Genomic DNA, 16,747 nt, shown 5'->3' with positions numbered 1-16,747 from the left:
GATAGGGAGTGGAAGACGATGGCGAAATTTATCCGTCCGGTCACGCTGCTCGTTCTGCTGGCCCCGGCACTTCTCTTCCCGCAAGGCCTGGCCCGCCGCGTTCTCGTCGAAGTGAAGGATTCCTCTCAGCAGCCGGTCGGGGGCGTCAAAGTCACCGTCTCGAGCTCCGACCAGGGCGCCTTACGCAAGGATTATGTCACCAACAAGCGGGGGCAATCCTCTTTCCTCCTCGCTTCGGAGATCAAGACGGCCGTGTTCAGGCTCGAGAAGGAGGGCTTTCAAACCCACGAGGAATCGCTGGCGATCGCCGGGCTGGCGAAAACACGGGACGAAGGCAGGCTGGCGGCGTTCTCCCTTTACCGGACCGGCGAGCGGACGCCGGGGCAGCAGCTGGCGAAGAACCAGAACAACCAGAAAGCCTGGGCCCGCGTCGACCAGGGGATCGAGCTCTTCAACCAGGGGAACTTCGCGGCGGCCATCGTCGAGTTCACCGAGGCCGTGAAGATAGACCCGGAGATCCCCGAGGCCCATCAGAACCTCGCCTCCGCTCATTATCGGGCCGGGTCGTACGCCCAGGCCGTCGAGGCGGCCCAGAAGGCCCTGGCGCTCAACCCCGGCTCGTCCCAGATGGTCAAGCTGCTCGCGGTCGCGTACTCACATCTGGGTCAGGAAGACAAGGCGCTCGAATACCAGGAGCGGCTGAAGGACTTTCCCGATTCGGAGTTCTCGGCCGAAGAGCTTTATAACCTGGGCGTTGTCGAAGCCAACAAGAAGAACGACGCCGAAGCGGCCCGCTATTTCGAAAAATCGGCCCGCGCCAAGCCCTCGTTCGCCCTGGTCCATTATCAGCTGGGCCTGTGCTATTTCCGGCTCGGGAAAAACGAGGGCGCCAAGACCGAGCTGACGGCCTATTTAACCCTGGCGCCGGAGGGGGAGGGCTGCGAAACGGCCAAGACCATCCTGGCCGGCATCAAGTAAGGAGCCCCGGGTTTACGGGGAGAGGGAGGTTCGAAGCATGGTCCGAACGCGGCTCGCGAAGCGAACCAGCGGCCCCGGCGAAGCCGCACGGCGCGCCCGGGCCTTCGCCCAGCCGTCGGCCATCCTGGCCCTGGCCGTCCTCATCGGACTTTCCGCCGCGTGCGGCGGCCGCGGGTTCCCGAAACTGGTGAGGAGATACTCCGGGTCCGGCCGTCTGCTGAGGATGAATCTGGTCTCCGCGCCCTTTCCCCACCCGCAACGGCAAAACGGCTATTCCCACGAGGGGGATCATTATCCCCGGCGCGGCCATTACGACGACGACTCCGTGGCCGTGTTCGTGCCGAATGGCTATCGGCCGGGCGAGCGGGTCGACCTGGTCTTCTATTTCCACGGCTGGGATCGGGACCTGGCCGGGGTCCTCCGATCCTATCAGGTCATCGAACAGTTCGCGCGCAGCGGCAAGAACGCGATCCTCGTTCTGCCGCAGGGGCCCAAGCGCGCCCGGGACTCGTTCGGCGGGAAGCTGGAGGACGCGGACGGGTTCAGGAACCTGGTCGGCGACGTCCTGGCCGAGTTGAGACGGACCGGAGCGATCATGACCGAAACCCCCGGCGATCTCATCCTGGCCGGGCACAGCGGCGGCTACCATGCCATCGCCTCGATCCTGGCACGCGGCGGCCTCTCCGAGAACGTCAAAGAGGTCTTCCTGTTCGATGCGCTCTACGGGGAGATCCCCGCCTTCACCGATTGGCAGGCCCGTCAACAGGGGAAGATCATCGATATCTATACCGAGGACGGCGGCACCCGGGAGGAAAGCCGGGGCCTAATGGAGGAATTCGACCGTGGCCGGGTTCCGTACCTGGCCGCGATGGATGCCGAGGTCACTCACCAGGACCTCCGGGATCACCGCCTCATTTTCCTCTTCTCCCGGTCGGGACATGACGAGGTAGTTTATGAGACGGACGGCTTCGCCAGATTCCTGAGCGCGAGCGTTCTCGATGATCTGCCCGGCCGGGCCACGGCCCCCCCGGCGGAAGTCAGGGTGGCCTACTGGGCGGAGGTCCGCTCGGCCGATCCGGCCCTGGCCGACTTTCCGGGCGCCGTGCACGACATCCTGACCGACCCGCGCGGCTGGGCCCGGGCCGGGTTCGCGTTCGAGCGGGACCCTGAGGCGACGTACCGCGTCATCATCGCCGAAGGCGGCGAAGCCGATCGCCTCTGCGCTCCCTATAACACCCGGAGCCTGTATTCCTGCCAGAACGGTCCGCTCGTGGTCATCAACGCCGACCGCTGGCGCCGGGCCACGCCGGAGTGGACGGGCGATCTCCCGGCCTATCGCATCATGGTCATCAATCACGAGGTGGGGCACCTCCTGCATATGCACCATCCCTTACCCCAGTGCCCCGGGCCCGGCCTGCCGGCTCCGATCATGGCTCAGCAGAGCACAGAGCTCGGGGAGTGCCGGCCGAATCCCTGGCCGCTCGAATGGGAGATCGAGCTGGCGGCGCGGCGGCTCGAGCCGCTCGCGCCGGGATACGACCATGACCCCGCCGGCCACCGGCCCAAGCCGCCGCTGGCGGTCCGTTGAGAAGGATGGCTTGCCGCGGCGGCCGCCGAGACCGGAAAACCGCCGGCCCCGCGAGGCTGGCCGGGAGATGAGGCGGGCAGAACCCGTCCTTGGGAGAGAGAGATGGTCAAATTGTATCTCGACAAGACCAACAAGATCCCCATGTATCTTCAGCTCAAGGACCTGATCAAGTATTACATTTCGACGGGCGTCATCAAGCACAACGAGCTGCTCCCGGGCGTCGTACGCCTGGCCAAGGAGCTGGGGATCAATTTCGAGACGGTCCGCAACGCCTATAAAGAGCTCGAAAAAGAAGGGCTCGTCTCCATGAAGCGCGGCAAGGGGACTTACGCCCTGCTCCCCGGGACCGTGCCGCCGAACGCCGGGGCGCCGCCCGAGAGCGCCGCGGCGCACGGTGTCGATCCGGAAGCCGAATTGAGGCAGGCCGTCACGAGAATGATGCAGGGCGGCCGGACCAAGGCGGAGGTCCGGGCCCTGATCGACGCGGCCCTCCAGGACATCCCGGCCGCCGGCTCCAGCCCGTTCGTCATCTTCACCGAGTGCAGCGGCTACCAGGTCCGCGAGATCTCGAAGACCCTCCAAAAGGAGCTGAAGGTCGAGGTCAGGCCGGTCGTCGTCGGCGATCTGCAGGCGGAGATCGCGGGTCTTCAGGGCCGGGAGGGGGATCTGCTGGCGATCGTCACGACCGGCTTCCATCTCAACGAAGTGCGCGAGATCGTCGGGTCCCGTCCCATCGATATCCAGATCCTGATCACCAACATGTCTCCCGAAACCCGGAATCGCCTGAGCTCGTTCAACCGCGGCACGAAGTTCGGATTCATCTGCCGGGACGTCGATTCCAATTCGGTCTTTGTGGACGTGCTTAAAACGGAGCTGGGAAAGGGCATCCGGCTCTTGTCCTGTCTCGTCACCGACGACGCCGAGGTGGACAGGATCCTGGGCACGGTCGATGTGCTCCTGCTCACGCCGACGGTGTACGAGGATATCCGGCAACGGACACCCAAGAGTCTTCCCGTCTTCAATGTCTTCGACTGTATCGACCCGGTGTCCCTCATGATCGTCCAGACATATATCAGCCAGAAAGTCGGGGCCGCGCGACGCTAGGGTGATCAGGCCGCCGATCGAGAGCCCCGCAACGCCAAGGAGGATATGCCGTGACCGAACGAATACCGTTCATTTCGCTCCTCGCCCTGGCCGTCATGCTCGCCGGCCCGGCCTGCCAGCGGGCCGGATCCGATCATTGGTTCAGGGGGAACCTTCATACCCACACGACGAACTCCGATGACGGCGACGCGTCCCCCGAGACGGCCGTCAACTGGTACCGGTCGCATGGCTACCAGTTCCTGGCCATCACCGATCATAACGTCCTGACGGCTGTGGAGGACTTGCGGGGCCTGTCGGACGGGACCTTCCTTCTCATCCCCGGCATGGAGGTCACCGACAGGGCTAATGATATCCCCATCCATGTGCTGGCCCTGGGCCTGCGCGATGGGACCTTGAAGCCGGCCGGAGGCTCCGACGCCCTCGGCTGCCTCCAGAACAACGTGACGGCCGTCCGTGCGGCCGGCGCCGTGCCGATCATGTGCCATCCCAACTGGGGCTGGGCCTACGGCTCCGAGGAACTCCTCCGCGTCCGGGACTGCGTCTTTTTCGAGGTCCTGAACGCCCACCCCGGGGTCAACAACGCCGGCGGGAACGGGAGACCCGGCACGGAGCAGATCTGGGACGACGTCCTGAGCCGGGGAAAGAAGCTGTATGGGTTCGGCACCGATGACATGCACGCCATCGCCACCTATCCGGGGAAATCCTGGGTCATGGTACGGGCTCCGGAGTTGAGCGAAAAGGCCATCTTGGCCGCTTTCGAAAAGGGCGATTTCTATGTCAGCACAGGCGTCGTTCTCGAGTCCATCCGGGTCCGCCGGGCAAAGGTCCGCCTCCGGATCCGGGCCGAGAAGGGGGCGACGCTGACCACCCTGTTCATCGGTTCGGGCGGGCGCATCCTGGGCCGCGTTACGGGCCCGTCGCCCGCCTTCAAGCTTCCGCAGGGCGAACGTTACGTCCGGGCCAAGGTCACGGACGGCCAGGGCCGGGTCGCGCTGACCCAGCCCCTCATCTACCGCGAGAACCCATAGCCGTTTTAAGCGAAGATAGTCCGGAGGAGCGGCCCCGGCTCTCCTCCGCGCCTCAGCGGGGCTCTTCCAAGGCCTCTGCGGAGGTCGCCTCCTAGATGGCTTCGGGCTCGTTCCTCCGAGACAGGCCCGCCGGCCGCTTTCGATCTTGATGTCCACCTGCCGTCGCCGCCGGGACCGTTTCCGGGTCCCGGGAAGCGCCGGGGGAAGCGGCGACTGCCGCCGCAACAGCAGCTATCGAGGGGCGGATTCCGGGCCGGGGGCGAATGTCACGACCGCCCTCGAGCCGGCCCCCGCAGCCGCGGCGCGGGAGGAAGACCCGGAAAGAGGGGAGGGCCGGAAAGAGAAGAGGGCTCCGTCCCCGGAAGGACGGAGCCCTCTTCTGGAGGAATGTTGCAGAAATCAGAATGAGAGGCTTGCCTGGAGCTGAACCCAGCGAGGGAACTGCCGGCCCCAGACTTGACGGAAGAACGTGCTTCCCTCGCCGCTGCCGTAGGAAACGGCACGCTGCGAGTTGAAGAGGTTGGAGACGTTGAGGCGCAGTCCGGCGACCATCCTCGACGCGATCTTGAAGCTCTTTTCGAGCGTCAGATCGACGTAAGTATGGGCCGGGACAGTCTCCGTCCCCCGTCCGTACGGGAAGTAGCAATAGGATCCGTATCCCGTCTGGAAGCCCCAGATCGACCAGTGATAGCCGGCATAGAGCTGGGCGCTGGCGCTGACCATGATGCCGTAGGGCGCGAGGTAGGTGCCGAAGACCTTGACCACATGGTCGCAGCTGTAGGGCAGGTAGCCGTACCAGCCCTCGTCGCCGTAATCCAGGCCGCCGAACCCGTAGGACCAGTTGTAGCGTCCGGCCAGGGGGGAATCGTCGGGTCCGGAGTAATGGTCCCCGAAGCAGCCGTTGGTCTGGTACATCGACCAGCCGTAATTCCCGACATATTCCGAGTTGCCGGGGGTCGAGCCCTTGGCCGACGACCAGACGTAGGAGCTGTTCAGGATGAACTTGTCGCCGATCCGGCCGTTGATCTCCAGCTCGAGGCCCAAGTAATCCCGTTTCTTCTGATCCCAATTGATAAGCTCGTACCAGGCGGTCGTGTAGTCGAACAGAGCCACGTCCTCGAGCATGTCGCGGTGGGTCGAAAGGACGCCCCTGATCTTGGCCGCCCAATTTGCCCCGATGCGGCGGTCGTATTCCAGGATGAACTTGTTCATGAAATCCGGGCCCGTGCCCTCACGGACGCGCTTGTAGGCCCGGACCGTATCCGTTCCTCCCTGCTGGGACCTGTAGGTCCAGTTGGCGAAGTTCTTCAGGGCTTCCGTATCCGTATCATAGGTCGGCGTCGGGCCGTTCCAAACATACTTGACGAAGGTCGTCTGTCCGCCCTGGGTGAAGTAGCCCATGATGTCCCAGATCATGGTGTCGGAGAAGCGGCCGAAACCGAACTTGATGACGTTGGCCCCGTCGCCGGTCACATCCCAGCTCAGCGAGGCCCGCGGGGACAGGAACTTGTCCAGCCCCCAGCTGATCTCATGAACGACGGCGCCCTGGTCGTCGTAGATCCTCTGGGACTCCGAGCGGAGGCCCAGCATCAGGGTCAACCGTCCGAACGTGACCTTATCCTTCACATACGCCGAGTACATGCGGCCTTTGTTGAAATAGGCCTGGTCCCGGTACTGGGTCAGCATGTAAGGAACGCCCTGCTCCGTGAAGGTGATGGTCGAGCCGCCGGTCCAGTAGTCGCTGGGCACGATGAGCCAGTCCCTTCCGGTATAGTGGTTGTAGGCCTTCCGGAAGATGTACGAATAGGCCGCGCCCAGGCCGATCTCGTGGTTCCCGAGTTTTTCCGTGTTCAGGTATTGGGTGAATCTCGTCGTGAAATCCGTCCTCTGGTCGATGACCCCGGACGCCGAAGAGACGTTGCCCATGGCCTGGTTGATGTCGGAGTAGGAGAACCGGATGCTGTCGTAATCGTCGTCGAGGGGGGCGTCCGCGCTGTCTTGACTGCTCCTCCCGACGGCCGCCTCGATCAGGGTGTTGGCGCCGAGGATGCCCTTGTAGTTCAGGCGCAGGGCATAATCCTCGTAGTCCACCTTGGTATAGAGGTCCGGCAGCCCGAAGCCGCCGGATTGGCTGAGGAACGAATCATAGGATCCGCTGAAGGACAGGGTGTGGTTGTCCGCCAGGGCATAGGTCAGCTTGCCGAGCACGTTGTTGCTGTTGACCCGCCGCTGGCCCGCCGGGATCTCCAGCCAGCCGACCGAGCTGGCTTCGTTGTCGTCGGCCTTGCGCCAGAGGTTGTCGGACAGGAAGAACCAGAGCTTGTCCTTGATGATGGGGCCGCCGATGTTGCCGAAGAAATCGTACTGGGACGTGACCGGCTCGACGGCGATCGCGATCTGGGGCTTCCGCGAAGCCCGGAGGTTATGGTCCCAGATCAGGGAGCCGATCTCGCCGTGGAACTGGTTGCTGCCGGATTTGGTCACGATATTGATGATCCCGCCGTACGTGGCTCCCAGCTCGGGGGAGAACCCGTCGGAGATGATCTGGACCTCTTCCCAGGCGTCGAAGTTGATCTTGGTGCCGAAACCATTGTTGGCCGAGGCCCTCTTGGACAGCCCGTCCACGAGCCAGTTGTTCCCGTTCGGCCCCTCGCCGCGGATGCTGCCGCCGCCGTAGTCGGTTCCGCCGCTGCCCGTTCCCTTGATGGTGTCGTGGCGCACGCCCGTCACGCCGGGCGTGTAGCTGAGGACCTCATTGATGGTCCGGCCCTGGATGGGCATCTGGGCCAGCTCCCTGGAATCGACGTTGAACGACGTGTCCGATTTCGTCTTGTCGATTAAAGGGGCCTCGGCGATGACGGTGAGCTGGGCGTCGACGGTCGCCGGCTTCATGACCGCTATCGGGCTCGTCACCAGGCCGAGCTTCACGCCGACATTCTCCAGCATCAGGGACGAGAACCCCTTCAACTCGAGCGTCAGCGTGTAGGTCCCCATGGGAAGCAAGGGGAACCTGAAGGTTCCGTTCGCGTCGCTGACGGCGGCCCTCTTGCCCTGGAGATTCGGGCTGGTCGCGGTGATCGAGACCCCCGGCAGGCCCACGCTTTCGTCATCCGTGACCTTGCCTAAGATCTCGCCGGTCTCCTGGGCTACAAGAGCCTGAGTGAGAAGAATCAACAAACCTACGAGAAGCAATGTGCTGAACTTCTTTTGCATCGTTCTTCTCCCACTTCCTTTTTTGTCCTTTTGGATGTCCTAACCTATCTCCCTTAAGATCGCACTTTTTCCCCAATCACCAGACTTCGGTACGGTCTCACCTCCTTTCGAATAATAAGGATGAGGTAATCTTATATAACGCAGGATTTTTGAAGTTTCAGGTCTAGGAAAACGTTTGTTCAACCTAAATTGCACAAACATGGTTGGTGCTGTTTCTGTGTCAGGTTCTTTATATTTATATTTATATAATTGTCAAGTTTTTTGTTGACACAGAATTTTAGCTGGGGTACAAAGCAACTGATTTGGAGCGAACAGAGATGAAGAAACCGCTGGCCATCCTTATATGCCTCCTCATCGGCTTCGTCGCGTCCTGCCGGAAGGAAGAGCCGGCCGCTTCCGGACCGGTTCAGATCCGGACGGCCCGGGGCGAGCTCAACTGGCAGGCCTGCAAAGGCCAGGTCCTCTATATCAGCCTCAACAAGCATCCCTTTACCGAATCCCTGCTCCCCGAGCTCGCGGCCTTCGAGAGATTGACCGGCATCAAGGTCGATTACGGCATCCTGGGAGAGGAAGAATACTTCGAGAAACTGATCGTCAGCTTGTCCACGAAGAGCAAGACGCTCGACGTCTTCATGACCGGTCCCCAGCTCAATTGGGGGTACGTCGATTCGGGCTGGGTGGAGCCTTTGAATACGTTCCTGGACGACCCGGCCTGCGTGCCGGACGACTATGCCGTCGACGATTTCTATCCCTCGCTCCTGGCGGCCAACCGATGGAACAGGAAGTTCGGCAAGGCCAACCTCGGCCAGGGCAGCCTCTGGGCCATTCCGATCCAGGTCGAGACGTACATACTCGCCTACCGGAAGGACTGGGCCGAGAAGGCCGGCGCCAGGCCGCCCCGGACCTATGACGAGTTCCCGGGCTTCGCCCGGAAGCTGGGCCAAGCGGGGGGGGCCTACGGCATCATCTCCCGCGGGCTCGGCACCTGGCCGACGATCAACACCGGGTTCCTCACCGGATATGCCTCCTATGGCTGCGTCGATTTCGACGAGAGCGGCAAGTGCCGCATCAATGCCCCGCGGGCGGTGGAATTCAGCCGGCTCTGGATCAAGGCCATCAAGGAATCCGGCCCGCCGGACTGGCCGAACACCACCTGGTACGACGGCAAGCAGAAGTTCTGCGCCGGGACGTTCGGCATGTACCCCGACTGCGACTTTTTCGCGGCCAGCTACGAGAACCCTGCCGGCTCGAGCGTCGTCGGCAAGGTCGGATACGCGCCGCCTCCCGCCGGACCCGACGGGATCGTCAAGTCCAACCTCTGGTCCTGGGGCCTGGCCGTCAACGCGGCCAGCCCGAGGAAGCTGGCCTCCTGGCTTTTCATGCTCTGGGCGACGAGCCGGGAACAGCTGCTGTCCACGGCCCTTCATGGCAACATGAACCCGACGCGCCGGTCGGTCTGGGAGCATCCCGAGGTGCGGCGGATCACCGACCGCTGGGCCGGATACCGGGAGGTCGTTGACGAGAACATCACGGAGAACGCGGCCATCCAATGGACGCCCCAGAGGGCCTTCATCGCCACGGGCGACCGGTGGGCCCTGGCCCTTCAGGAGATCTGGGGCGGCAAGGACGCCCAGAAGGCCCTCGACGAAGCCGCTTCCGATATCGACCGGCTGGTGGCAGATGCCTACAAAAAATAGGTTCCTGGCGAGATCGGAGGTTTATCTCTTCATCCTTCCGGCGGCGCTTCTGACCGTCGGGATCCTGTATCCTTTTTTCCTGTCGGTCTATTACAGCCTGACCGATTACCGGTTGGGCGGCGCGAGCGTCGGCTTTGTCGGGATCAAGAATTATCTCGACCTGTGCCGCGACGCCTCGTTCTGGAAGGCTCTCGAGTTGACCATCGGCTATACGGCCGCGGCCCTGGTCGTTCAGATCGGGCTGGGGCTCAGCGGGGCCCTCCTTCTCAACAATGACGTCAAAGGCGTCCAGGTGGCCCGCTCGTTGATCATCCTGCCGTTGATGATGCCGCCGGTCATCGCGGCGCTGATGTGGAAGATCATTATGGCCCCCAACGGCATCCTGAACGCGCTCGCCGGCCTGAAAGCCTTCAGCTGGCTGGGCACGAACGGCTCCGCCCTGCCTTCCATCCTCATCATTGACAGTTGGATCTATACGCCCTTTGTCATCGTCATCCTGCTGGCTGGTCTGCGATCCCTGCCTCAAGAGCCCTACGAGGCAGCCCGGCTCGACGGCGGGTCCGCCTGGTTCATCTTCCGGAAGCTGACCCTGCCCATGCTGAAGCCGTTCATTTTCGTGGCCGCGCTGTTCCGAACAATCGATTCTCTGAAGACCTTCGATATCATTTATGCGACGACCAAGGGCGGTCCGGGAAGCTCGACCATGCTGCTCCAAGTCAAGGCCTATTTCGCCTCCTTCCGCCACTACAACATGGGATCGGCCCTGGCCATGATGCTTGTCCTCTGGGCCGTCGTCTACGCGATGAGCCAGATCTTCGTCAAACTCTGGATGAAGTCCTCCAAGAGCGCGATGGGACGATAGCCATGAACAGCCGACACGAGCGTCTGGGTTTGGTGATCAGGAAGGCCCTGATCTATGCCGGCTTGGCCGTCATGCTGGCGCTGGCCCTGGCCCCGATCCTCTGGATCTTCCTGATCTCCCTCAAAACGGACAAGGAGATCATCGCCAGCGTTCCCCGGATCGTCTTTACCCCGACCCTGGAGAACTACAAGGCCATATTGATCGGGGTCAAGGCCGCCGGAGCGGAAACGGCCCGGCCCGAGTTCGTCCACTACTTCCTGAACAGCCTGATCATCACGAGCGGGGCCGTGCTGGTGTCCCTCCTGGCCGGCGTTCCGGCGGCCTACGCCCTGGCCCGGTTCAAGATCAAGCTCAAGGAGAACATCGCTTTCACGTTCCTGAGCTTCAGGTTCGCGCCCGAGATCGCCGTCATCATCCCCATCTTCGTGATCTACCGGAGCCTGGGGCTGTACAACACCTATGTCGGCATGATCCTCGTCTACCAGCTCGTCACCCTGCCGCTGATCATCTGGCTCATGCGCGGCTATTTCGAGGACATTCCCGAGTCGATCGAACAGGCGGCCCGCCTGGACGGCTATTCACGGTTCGCCATATTCCGCAAGATCTGCCTGCCGCTGGTCAAGCCGGGCCTGGCCTCGACCGCCATCCTGGCCTTCATCTTCGCCTGGAACAATTTCATCTTCGGGCTCGTCCTGGGCGCGAAAGAGACTTTCCCGGTCACCGTGGGCATGCTCGGCTTCATTTCGTACGAGTCGGTCCTCTGGGGGCAGATGGCGGCGGCCTCGATGGTGACCATCCTGCCCGAGATCGTCATCGCGCTGTTCATCCAAAAATACCTGGTCCGGGGCCTCAGTTTCGGGGCGGTGAGGGGTTAGGCCATGGCCGCCGTTACGTTCGCTGGCGTGACCAAGAGATACGGCAAGCTGGTCGCCGTTGACCGGATGGACCTGGAGATCGGGCCGGCCGAGTTCTTCGTCATCCTCGGTCCGGCGGGGGCGGGCAAGACCACGACGCTCAAGATGATCGCCCGGATCGAGGACGTTTCGGAAGGGGAGATCCGGATCGACGGGGAGCGGATCACGGGCCCGGGCTCGCCGGAGCCAGATGCGGCCATGATCTTCGAGAACTACGCCCTTTATCCCCACCTGACGGTCTTCGACAATATCGCTTTCCCCTTGAGGTCCAAGCGCCGCAAGGCGAGCCCCGCCGAGATCTCGGCCCGGGTAGAAGAAGTCGCCCGCATGCTGGAGATCGAGGGCCTGCTCGAGAGACGCCCGGCCGAGCTCAGCGGCGGTCAGCGGCAGAGGGTCTCGCTCGGACGGGCTCTCGTCCGGAAGCCCAAGGTCTTCCTGATGGACGAGCCTCTGTCCCATCTCGACGCCAAGCTGAGGCACCAGATGCGCCGGGAGCTCAAGAAGCTCAAGGGCCGGCTCGAATCGGCGGTTGTTTTCGTCACCCATGATTATATGGAAGCGCTCTCCCTGGCCGACCGGATCGCCGTCCTCGACAAAGGCCGGATCCATCAGGTGGGCACCCCCGAGGAGGTTTACGCGGCGCCGGAGGACATCTTCGTGGCTTCCCAGCTCGGCTATCCGCGGATCAACCTGGTCGAAGGGCGGGTCCTCGTTCAGGGAGACGGCCTCATCTTCGCCTCCCTGGACGGAGCCCTGGCTTTTCCCGTCCCCGCGAAGCAGCGGGGGCGCCTGGAGGAGCTGAGCCCGGGACGGATCACCGCGGGGATCCGGCCGGCCGCGATCGGGATCGTGGCGGCAGAGGCGCCCGGCGCGGTCCCAGCCGTCCGCCTGATGACCGAGCGGCTGGGGAACAGGCACATTCAGTTCGTTGCGGTCGGCGGGACGTCGCTGGCCGTCACCGCGGACCGGGCCGGCCTGCCTGAGGCGGACGAGGGGCTGTTCCTTTCCGTCCAGCCCGAAGACGTCCTCTATTTCGGCCCCTCGGGACAGAGGATCAAAGAAGGTTAACATGGCCGAGGTCAGGCTCGAAGGGGTTCGCAAGGAGTTCTTCTCCGGAGGGAAGAAGGTCGCCGCCGTCCAGGGCGTCGACCTCCGCTGCCGCGACGGCGAGATCATGGTCTTCCTGGGCCCTTCGGGGTGCGGCAAAACCACGACCATGCGCCTGATCGCCGGGCTCGAGTCCGCCACGGCGGGGGAGATCCATATCGGCGCGAGGCGGGTCGACGGTCTCGAGCCGGGCAAGCGGCGGGTGGCCCTGGCCTTCGAGAACTACGCGCTGTACCCGCCGCTGACCGTCAAGGAGAATATCGTCTTTCCCCTGCGGGCCTCGATGTGCAGCCCGGCCGAGATCGAATCTCGCCTGAGCGAGATCGCCTCGCTGCTCGAGATCGACCAGGTCCTGGAACGCAAGCCGGGGCAGCTCGGCGGCGGGCAGCAGCAGATGGTGTCGCTGGCCCGCTGCCTCATCCGGGACGCGGACGTCTATTTGATGGACGAGCCCCTGTCCCACCTGGACTCCGACCAGCGCGTCAAGGTCCGGGCCCGTCTCAAGGCCCTGCATGACAGGACGCGTCGGACGATGATCTATGTGACGCACGATCAGCTGGAGGGCATGGCCCTGGCCGACCGGATCGCGGTCATGAACGCGGGCCAGGTGCAGCAGATCGACACTCCCGACGGCGTCTATGCCCGGCCGGCGAACACGTTCGTCGCCGGCTTCGTCGGCGAGCCGCCCATGAATTTCATGGCCGGCCGGCTGGAGGGCGACGGGGCCGCCCCGTCGTTCCTGTCTGAGGACGGGAGCCTCCGCCTCCCGGTCGGACCGTCCCCGTTCTCCAGGCCCCGGACGATCCTTCCAGGCCAGCCGGTCACGCTCGGCATCAGGCCCGAGCATATCCGCCTGGCCGGCGGTCCGCTCGGGGACGTTCTGGAGGCTTCCGTCGAGGTCTATGAATCGCTCGGCGAGGAAGGCGTCCTCGAGGTCCGCCGCGGCCGGAACGCCCTCACCCTCCTGACCAAACCCGGCCTGTCCTTGAAGCGCGGCCAGCCGGTGCAGATAGGCCCCGACGTCGAAAAGATCATACTGTTCGACCCCCGAACGGGGGAACGCTTATAATCCGGCCGGGCGGCGCGCTGTCAGCCCGGCCCCGCGAGACAAGGAGGAATTATGAAGGCGGCGGTTTTCACGGGTCCAAAGCAGGTTGAGGTGCGGGACGTGCCAGTCCCCGAGATCAAGGATGACGAGGTGCTGATCAAGGTCAAGGCGGTCGGCCTCTGCGGCACGGATATCCATATCTTCAAGGGGGAATACTTCACCGAATTCCCGGTCATCCCTGGCCATGAGTTTTCCGGCGTCGTCGACCGGGTCGGCCGGGGCGTCCGCTATTTCAAGGAAGGGGACCGGGTGACGGCTGACCCCAACGTCTTTTGCGAAGCCTGTTATTTCTGCAAACGGAACCTCCAGAACCATTGCGAGGACCTGCGGGTCATCGGGGTCTCCGGCCGTCATGCCAACGGGGCCTTTGCGGAATACGTGGCGGTGCCGTTCAAGAACGTTTTCCCGCTCGACGACGCGATCAGCTTCACCCAAGGCGCCTTCGTCGAGCCGCTCGCCTGCGTGGCCCATGGCCTGGATCTGGCCGAGATCCGGTTCGGGAGCGATGTGCTCGTCGTCGGCGCCGGTCCGATCGGCCTGCTGCTTCTTCAGAGCCTCAAGGCCGGCGGCGCGGCCCGCGTCGCCGTCCTGGACCTGGACGCCGAAAAGCTGAGGATGGCCCGCGAGCTGGGCGCCGACCTCACCTTCGCGGCCGACGGCCGCGAGCCGGAAGCCATCAAGGCCGTCGCACCCCGCGGCTTCGACTACGTCGTCGACGCGACGGGGATCCCCGCTATCATCGAGAGGTCCTTCGCCTATCTGAAGAAGGCGGGGACCTTCCTGGTTTTCGGCGTTTGCCCGAAGGATTCGAAGATCAGTGTTAATCCCTATGAGATCTTCCTCAACGATTGGAAGATCGTCGGCTCGTTCGCGATCCGCAAGAACTTCCATCAGTCCATCCAGATGCTGTCCAGCGGCAAGGTCCGGACGGATCCGCTCCTGTCCTTACAGTACCCTCTGGAGAAGTTCCCGGAGCTCCTGAGCCGGAAGATGAGCCGGCTCGATCTCATGAAGGTCCAGATCGCTTTCGAGTGAGCGGCGCGCCGGCGGCCGGGAAGGAATCCTTTGCATTGCTCCGTCCGATTTGGCAAGATAGGGCTTCGGAGGTGTGAGGCCATGAAGTTCTTACGGTTCATCGCCGGAGCCGCGGCCGCCGCGGCGGCCCTGGCTCTTCTCCCGGTCGCCGCGGCGCAAACCGGCGCCGGCCAGGGCCCCGTCTTCGACCCGCCGATGCTCATCACCTCGGCCGGCCAGAGCCCGGACGTCCAGCTGGCCGTCGTCCTGGCCAAGCGGGCCGGCATCGAGACTACATTGGCTAAACTGGCCACCGCCAGGGACCTTGGCGGGGCCGGGACGCTCGGCCTCGTCGTCGGGGCCAGCTTGAAAGGCCTCGGCGCGGCGGGCCTCGACACCGCCAAGGAAAAGGCGCGGGTCAAGGCCCTTCTGGCCGAGGCGGCCAGGAGAAAGATCCCCGTTCTCTTCCTCCATCTCGGCGGGGAGCAGCGCCGCGGCGAGCTGACCGACGCCATGGTCGCCGAGTACCTGCCGGCCGCCCGGATGGCCGTCATCGTCAAGTCGGCTGACGCGGACGGCCTGTTCTCGAAGATCTGCCGGGCCCGCGGCATCCCGCTCGTGGCTGTCGAGAAAACGGCCGAAGCCGCCGAGGTCCTGAAGAGCGCGTTCAAGCCCAAGGCCTGACGGCCGGGACGGAAAGGCGGAGGGCTTGCCGGAATACGCCGTTTTCCTGATCATGGTGGCCGTCTTCGTGCTGGCGGCCGCCGTCCTGAAATGGCCCATCGGCCTCTGCCTCATGGGCGCCGCCGTGGCCGGCGCCCTGGCCGGGGGCGAGGGCCTTCCGCTGCGCCATCTCGTCGAGGGCAGCTTTGGCTTCTTCGACGTCATGCTGATCATCCTGACGGCCGTCCTGTTCATGAAGGTCCTCCAGGCCTCGGGCGCGCTCGACAGCCTGGCCGCCGTCTTGCTCCGGCTGTTCCACCGGAGGAAGGCGCTCCTCCTCCTGACGGCCAATCTCCTGGTCATGTTCCCGGGGATGATCACCGGCTCCTCGACGGCCAGCGTCCTGACCTCGGGACCGCTCGTCGCCCCGGTCCTCATGAAGCTCGGGCTCACGCCGCTCCGGACGGGGGCCTTCATCGCCATGGCCGCGGTGCTGGGGATGATCGCCCCGCCCATCAACATTCTGGTCATGATCATGGGCGGGGGCGTCGACATGCCCTACGTCGGCGTGACGCTGCCGCTCCTCATCATCGTCGCGCCGCTGGCGGTCGTCATCCCGCTCTGGATCGGCCTCCGGCACGTCAAGGTCGTCGACGCGGAAGAGATGAAGGCCATCCTGCCTCCCTCGGCCTATGGGCGCTACGGGCCGAAGCTCTACCTGCCGCTCCTGGCCGTCATCGGCCTGATGATCGGCGAGCGGGCCCTGGTCCGGATCATGCCCAATCCCGGCATCCCCGGCATCTTCCTGGCCGGCAGCCTCCTCGGCACGGTCTGCGGCCGCCGCTTCAACTTCTGGAAGGTCAGCCGCCGGGCCGTCGAGGAGGCCATGCCTATCCTGACCATCCTGGCCGGCGTGGGCATGTTCATCCAGGTCATGACCCTGACCGGGGCGCGGGGCTGGATCGTCATGACCTTCCTGGCCCTGCCCGGCGCCCTACTCTACGTGGCCATCGCCCTGGGCATGCCCGTCTTCGGCGGCATCTCGGCCTTCGGGGCCAGCTCCATCCTCGGGGTGCCGTTCATCCTGGCCCTCATAAGCAAGAACGCCCTGATCACCTCGACCGCCCTGTCGGCCGTCGTCGGCCTCGGCGATCTCATCCCGCCGGCGGCCCTGGCCGGCCGGTTCGCCGGCCAGGTCGTCGGCGAGCGAAGCTTCACCCGCATCCTCAGGTACTGCTTCGTCCCGGCCCTGGCCATCCTGGCCTGGGCCATCACCATCCTGCTTAACGCCTCGTTCCTGGACCGGTTCATCTAGAGGAGAGCATGGACATAGTTTACCGCCTCATCGTCCTTTATTTCGCCGGGCTCATCGTCCTCGGCGTCTTCGGGCGGACGAGGCTCCGGGACCGGATCGGCCCGGTCGTCGTCCTGGTGCTCTTTGCTCTCCGCCTGTTCCTGATCAAGTGAAGCG

General features: G+C 64.1%; 14 protein-coding genes. 13 read left to right on the top strand and 1 reads right to left on the bottom strand.

The annotated features are described in order from the left end of the window. Positions 1-18: 18 nt before the first annotated feature. The 4 genes from ABFD52_08495 (at position 19) to ABFD52_08480 (ending at position 4,698) form a co-directional block, all read left to right on the top strand. Complete coding sequence (locus ABFD52_08495; protein ID MEN6560797.1) at positions 19-978, top strand: tetratricopeptide repeat protein; 960 nt, start codon at positions 19-21, stop codon at positions 976-978. A 37-nt stretch (positions 979-1,015) separates the two neighbouring features. Further along, the gene (locus ABFD52_08490) at positions 1,016-2,566 is read left to right on the top strand and encodes a DUF3152 domain-containing protein (GenBank protein MEN6560796.1); all 1,551 of its coding nucleotides are present in this window, start codon (positions 1,016-1,018) and stop codon (positions 2,564-2,566) included. Between the two features lie 102 nt (positions 2,567-2,668). Continuing rightward, positions 2,669-3,670: a GntR family transcriptional regulator gene (locus ABFD52_08485; GenBank protein MEN6560795.1), complete on the top strand. Its 1,002-nt coding sequence runs from the start codon at positions 2,669-2,671 to the stop codon at positions 3,668-3,670. Between the two features lie 50 nt (positions 3,671-3,720). After that, positions 3,721-4,698, top strand: coding sequence for a CehA/McbA family metallohydrolase (locus ABFD52_08480; protein ID MEN6560794.1), 978 nt, complete (start codon positions 3,721-3,723; stop codon positions 4,696-4,698). A gap of 399 nt (positions 4,699-5,097) precedes the next feature. Here ABFD52_08480 and ABFD52_08475 read toward each other — a convergent pair whose 3' ends face one another. After that, complete coding sequence (locus tag ABFD52_08475) at positions 5,098-7,911, bottom strand: TonB-dependent receptor (protein MEN6560793.1); 2,814 nt, start codon at positions 7,909-7,911, stop codon at positions 5,098-5,100. A gap of 317 nt (positions 7,912-8,228) precedes the next feature. Here ABFD52_08475 and ABFD52_08470 point away from each other — a divergent pair, with 317 nt between their 5' ends. The 9 genes from ABFD52_08470 to ABFD52_08430 all read left to right on the top strand — a co-directional run bounded on the left by ABFD52_08470 (position 8,229) and on the right by ABFD52_08430 (position 16,743). Next, entirely contained in the window at positions 8,229-9,608 is a 1,380-nt protein-coding gene (locus ABFD52_08470) for a sugar ABC transporter substrate-binding protein (GenBank protein MEN6560792.1), read from the top strand. Continuing rightward, positions 9,592-10,470, top strand: a complete 879-nt coding sequence (locus ABFD52_08465) for a sugar ABC transporter permease (protein MEN6560791.1) — start codon at positions 9,592-9,594, stop codon at positions 10,468-10,470. The genes ABFD52_08470 and ABFD52_08465 overlap by 17 nt, the downstream gene beginning before the upstream one ends. A gap of 2 nt (positions 10,471-10,472) precedes the next feature. Next, the gene (locus tag ABFD52_08460) at positions 10,473-11,345 is read left to right on the top strand and encodes a carbohydrate ABC transporter permease (GenBank protein ID MEN6560790.1); all 873 of its coding nucleotides are present in this window, start codon (positions 10,473-10,475) and stop codon (positions 11,343-11,345) included. A gap of 3 nt (positions 11,346-11,348) precedes the next feature. After that, the gene (locus ABFD52_08455) at positions 11,349-12,452 is read left to right on the top strand and encodes an ABC transporter ATP-binding protein (protein MEN6560789.1); all 1,104 of its coding nucleotides are present in this window, start codon (positions 11,349-11,351) and stop codon (positions 12,450-12,452) included. Between the two features lies 1 nt (position 12,453). Then, positions 12,454-13,560: an ABC transporter ATP-binding protein gene (locus ABFD52_08450; GenBank protein MEN6560788.1), complete on the top strand. Its 1,107-nt coding sequence runs from the start codon at positions 12,454-12,456 to the stop codon at positions 13,558-13,560. Positions 13,561-13,611: 51 nt separating this feature from the next. Beyond that, a complete protein-coding gene (locus ABFD52_08445; GenBank protein ID MEN6560787.1) occupies positions 13,612-14,634 on the top strand; it encodes a zinc-dependent alcohol dehydrogenase family protein in 1,023 nt (340 codons plus the stop codon). Between the two features lie 81 nt (positions 14,635-14,715). Next, on the top strand, positions 14,716-15,297 hold the full coding sequence (locus ABFD52_08440; GenBank protein ID MEN6560786.1) for a DUF6305 family protein: 582 nt from the start codon (positions 14,716-14,718) through the stop codon (positions 15,295-15,297). A 25-nt stretch (positions 15,298-15,322) separates the two neighbouring features. Continuing rightward, positions 15,323-16,591, top strand: a complete 1,269-nt coding sequence (locus tag ABFD52_08435; protein ID MEN6560785.1) for a Na+/H+ antiporter NhaC family protein — start codon at positions 15,323-15,325, stop codon at positions 16,589-16,591. Positions 16,592-16,599: 8 nt separating this feature from the next. Beyond that, the gene (locus ABFD52_08430) at positions 16,600-16,743 is read left to right on the top strand and encodes a hypothetical protein (protein MEN6560784.1); all 144 of its coding nucleotides are present in this window, start codon (positions 16,600-16,602) and stop codon (positions 16,741-16,743) included. Positions 16,744-16,747 lie beyond the last annotated feature (4 nt).

This window comes from Acidobacteriota bacterium (assembly GCA_039683095.1).
Taxonomy (GTDB): Bacteria; Acidobacteriota; Aminicenantia; order Aminicenantales; family Saccharicenantaceae; genus RBG-16-66-30.
The sequence above is the reverse complement of the archived record's forward strand: the minus strand, read 5'-3'. Positions and strand labels throughout refer to the sequence as shown.